We start from the raw sequence: 3,561 nt of genomic DNA, 5'->3' as shown, positions 1-3,561 counted from the left end.
CCGGCGGCGTGGTGGCCGAAGGCGCGCGCCGCCTGGCGCGCGGCGAGCGCCCGCAGTTGAGCGACCTGGTGCTGACGCCGGCCAATGCCATGCGCGTGACCGAGCAACTCTCCCGCCTGCGCGGCGCAGCGATGAAGCTGGGGCAGATGCTGTCGCTCGATGCCGGAGACATGCTGCCCGCCGAATTGACCGCGATCCTGGCGCGGCTGCGCGATTCTGCCCACCACATGCCACCGGCGCAACTGCAACAGGTGCTCAACGCCGAATGGGGCGCAGACTGGCGCCGCCGCTTTGTCCATTTCGATCCGCGCCCGCTGGCCGCCGCCTCGATCGGGCAAGTGCACCGCGCGCGTCTGCCCGATGGACGCGAACTGGCGATCAAGGTGCAATATCCCGGCGTTGCCGCCAGCATCGATGCCGATGTTGACAACGTGGCGACGCTGCTGCGCCTGTCTAACCTCTTGCCCAGCTCGCTCGACATCGCGCCGCTGCTGGAAGAGGCCAAGCGCCAGCTGCACGAAGAGGCCGACTATGTGCGCGAGGCCGCGCAGATGCGCCACTATCGCGAGTTGCTGGCTGGTGACCCGCAGTTCCTGGTGCCTGCCCCCGTCGATGCGCTGACCACCACCCGCGTGCTGGCGATGGACTATGTGGCCGGGCGCGCGATCGATACCTTGGCGCAGGCGCCGCAGGAACAGCGCGACGCGATGCTGACCGCGCTGCTCAACCTGACGCTGCACGAGCTGTTCGTGTTCGGTTACATGCAGACCGACCCGAACTTTGCCAATTATCGCTGGCAACCCGAAACCGGCAAGCTGGTGCTGCTCGATTTCGGGGCGGCGCGGCCGGTACCGGCGGAAACCGCAGCCGCCTATCGCGCCGTGCTAGCAGCGGGCCTGGCCGAAGATCCCCAGGCACTGCGCGACGCGATCCTGGCGGTAGGGTTCGTTTCCCCCACCCTGCTGCAGCGGCACGGCGAGCGCATCGATGCGATGATCGCCGTGCTGATGGCGCATCTCTCGCGCCCCGGGCCGCTCGATTTTTCCGACCGTGCCTTTGTCGAAGACCTGCGCCGCATCGGCCGCCCGATCGCCGAGGACCGCAGCGCCTGGCACGTGCCGCCGGTGCAAACCCTGCTGGTGCAGCGCAAGGTCAGCGGCACGGCGCTGCTGGCCGTTCGCATGCGCGCGCGCGTGCCGATCCGCGACCTGGCGGCAGAGGCCATCGGCGCGCAACCCGACGCGAACTGAATCCAGCTATGCCGGGCAAACGCCCGGCGTGGCCCCCGAAAGCTGCATGGTGCGGGTGCGGGCCGCTGCTTCGGTCGGGGATATCTGCCGGGCGGCCCCGCTTTGCCCGTCGATCAGCAGCGCGGCGTGGCATTCGTCTGCCGGCATGGCATGGCCATCGCGCGGAAAAGTCAGCAGCATGCTGTCATGCCCATCGCGATAGAGCACGCGCATCACCGGGGTTTCGTGGCGGTTGGCGGCGCGGTGGGCCGGGGCATCGCTGCAGGCCGGCAACCACAGCAGCGGGACCACTGCCAGAACAAGGCGCACTGGCCGCGCGGTGCCGCTAATCTTCCACCACCTTGAGCAGGCGGCGTTCGAGCGGCGAAAGCACGCCGGCCAGTTCGTGCCCGCGCTTGAGCACCTGGCCCGCCTCGCCATACAGCGCCCACATGCCCTGGCGACCACGCAGCGCGGGGCGTTTCTCGATCCGCGCGGTGGGGCGCTCGGCCGTGCGGCGAAAGACCGAGAAACTGGCCGCTTCCCGGCCAAAATCCATCGCGTAATCGCGCCACAGGCCGGCCGCCACCATGCGGCCATAGAGATCGAGAATGCGCAGCAGTTCGAGCCGATCGAACGCCACCTGCAGCACCGGGCGCGCAGCCAGCGGGACCACGGGCACCAGCGGCACGACGTTGCCGGGCAAGTCGCCCGGTCCTTTGCTTGGCGCGCTCAGAGCTTCACCGCGCGATCGGCGAGCAGTTCGGCAACCTGCGCCTTGAGCGCGGCGACCTCTGCCTCCAGCGCTTCGACGCGCGCGACATCGGCCGCATCGCAAGGCTCATCGCACGGCGTGCCATAGGGCACGAAATCGCGCAGCCAGGTTTCCATCGAGACGTGGGTGGGGCGCGACTTGATGCCGACCATGGTGACGCCGGCGGGCACGTCTTCGGTGACCACGGCATTGGCGCCCACGCGCGCGCCGGGGCCCACGGTGATCGGCCCCAGGATCTGCGCGCCCGAGCCGACGATCACGCCATCGGCCAGGGTGGGATGGCGCTTGCCGGGAATGCCATTGGCCGGGTTGGTGCCACCCAGCGTGACGCATTGGTAGATCGTGACGTCGTCACCGATCTGCGCGGTTTCACCGATCACGGTAAAGCCATGGTCGATGAACAGATGGCGGCCGATGGTGGCGCCGGGGTGAATGTCGATCGCGGTGAGGAAGCGTGAAAGGTGATTGACCAGCCGGGCGGCAAAGAACATCCGCCCTTCGAACAGCCAGTGCGCCACGCGGTGGAGCCCCACGGCCAAAAGGCCGGGATAGAGCAGGATTTCCCACCGCGAGCGCGGTGCCGGGTCGCGGGCGCGGATGGAATCCAGGTATGCAATCAGGCCTGAAACCATCACCTCTTATCCCTTATCCCGACAGGATCGGTCAATCCGCCCCCTGCACCTGCGCCAGGGCATCGCGCACCAGCGATATGGTGACGGGCGCCTTGCGCTCAAGGCTGAGCCGGTCGATTGTTTCCACCAGCGTCTCGGCGGCAGCGTGGCTGCGCTCGATCCGCGGCAGCAGGAACGCCAGCGCGGCATCGCCCAGCGCCAGCCCTCGCCGCGCGGCATGCTCTTCCAGCAGCTGGATCAGCAGTTCCTCGTCCGGCGGTGGGATCGTCAGCGCCATCGATCCACCCAGGCGCGAGCCGAGATCGGGCAGCGTCACCCGCCACTGGCCCGGCCCGGCATCGTTGATCAACAGCAGCGGGCGGCCGCTGGCCTGGGCGCGGTTCCAGGCGTGGAACACCTCGTCCTCGGGCAGGCGATCGGCGCCATCGAGCGCATCGCCCAGGTCCGAGGCCACAAACCAGCGCGCCAGCAGGCTTTTGCCCGAGCGCGCCGGGCCAGACAGGATGCAACTGCGATAGGGCCAGTCATGGCCGGCCATCAGGCCATCGATCACCGGCTGCAGCGAAGGGCCGACCACGATGTTTTCGGCGCCGTTAGCTGGCGAAAGCGGAAGGGCAATCTGGCTTGTCATGGCGGTCATATAGGGAGGCGGGAACGGGAAGGGAACGGCAAGAGCGCCCCCCGCCGCGCGAAACAGGCGCGAATCTGGGGGTTACCCTGTGGATCGCGGCATGATGGATGGGGATAAGCGGCTATTTCCGAATCGATAGCGCGTTGGCGCCGCTGGTTACCTTCCACCCTTGCGCGCGCAGGGCCGCCGCCAGCGCATCAAGATCGCCGGCATACGTGACGCGCAGGACCGAGGTGCCGCCCATCGCCACGCTGCTGGTGGCCACGCCCTGCACCCCGGCCACGCCGCGCACCG

The 3,561-nt window shown here is 68.6% G+C and carries 5 protein-coding genes; 1 reads left to right on the top strand and 4 read right to left on the bottom strand.

All coding sequences use genetic code 11. The features are described 5' to 3' along the window. On the top strand, positions 1-1,250 hold a 1,250-nt coding region (locus tag H926_RS26660), incomplete at its 5' end, for an AarF/ABC1/UbiB kinase family protein (RefSeq protein WP_022676140.1). A gap of 6 nt (positions 1,251-1,256) precedes the next feature. Here H926_RS26660 and H926_RS26655 read toward each other — a convergent pair. Genes H926_RS26655 through H926_RS0109790 form a run of 4 tightly spaced genes read right to left on the bottom strand, consistent with a single transcriptional unit; the run spans position 1,257 to position 3,267 of the window. Continuing rightward, complete coding sequence (locus H926_RS26655; RefSeq protein WP_062786106.1) at positions 1,257-1,559, bottom strand: hypothetical protein; 303 nt, start codon at positions 1,557-1,559, stop codon at positions 1,257-1,259. 16 nt (positions 1,560-1,575) lie between these two features. Next, positions 1,576-1,935, bottom strand: coding sequence for a DUF2794 domain-containing protein (locus H926_RS0109800; protein WP_022676138.1), 360 nt, complete (start codon positions 1,933-1,935; stop codon positions 1,576-1,578). A 26-nt stretch (positions 1,936-1,961) separates the two neighbouring features. Further along, a complete protein-coding gene (epsC, locus tag H926_RS26650; RefSeq protein WP_022676137.1) occupies positions 1,962-2,636 on the bottom strand; it encodes a serine O-acetyltransferase EpsC in 675 nt (224 codons plus the stop codon). Positions 2,637-2,667: 31 nt separating this feature from the next. Then, positions 2,668-3,267 (bottom strand): ATPase, encoded by a 600-nt coding sequence (locus H926_RS0109790; RefSeq protein WP_028657814.1) that lies wholly within the window; start codon positions 3,265-3,267, stop codon positions 2,668-2,670. Positions 3,268-3,561 lie beyond the last annotated feature (294 nt).

Origin of the sequence: Novosphingobium sp. B-7 (genome assembly GCF_000410615.1) — a bacterium.
GTDB lineage: Bacteria > Pseudomonadota > Alphaproteobacteria > Sphingomonadales > Sphingomonadaceae > Novosphingobium > Novosphingobium capsulatum.
The sequence above is the reverse complement of the archived record's forward strand: the minus strand, read 5'-3'. Positions and strand labels throughout refer to the sequence as shown.

Coding starts and splice junctions, on each gene's coding strand:
- epsC (WP_022676137.1), bottom strand. CDS start 2,636: ATGGTTTCAGGCCTGATTGCATACCTGGATTCCATCCGCGCCCGCGAC.
- H926_RS0109790 (WP_028657814.1), bottom strand. CDS start 3,267: ATGACAAGCCAGATTGCCCTTCCGCTTTCGCCAGCTAACGGCGCCGAA.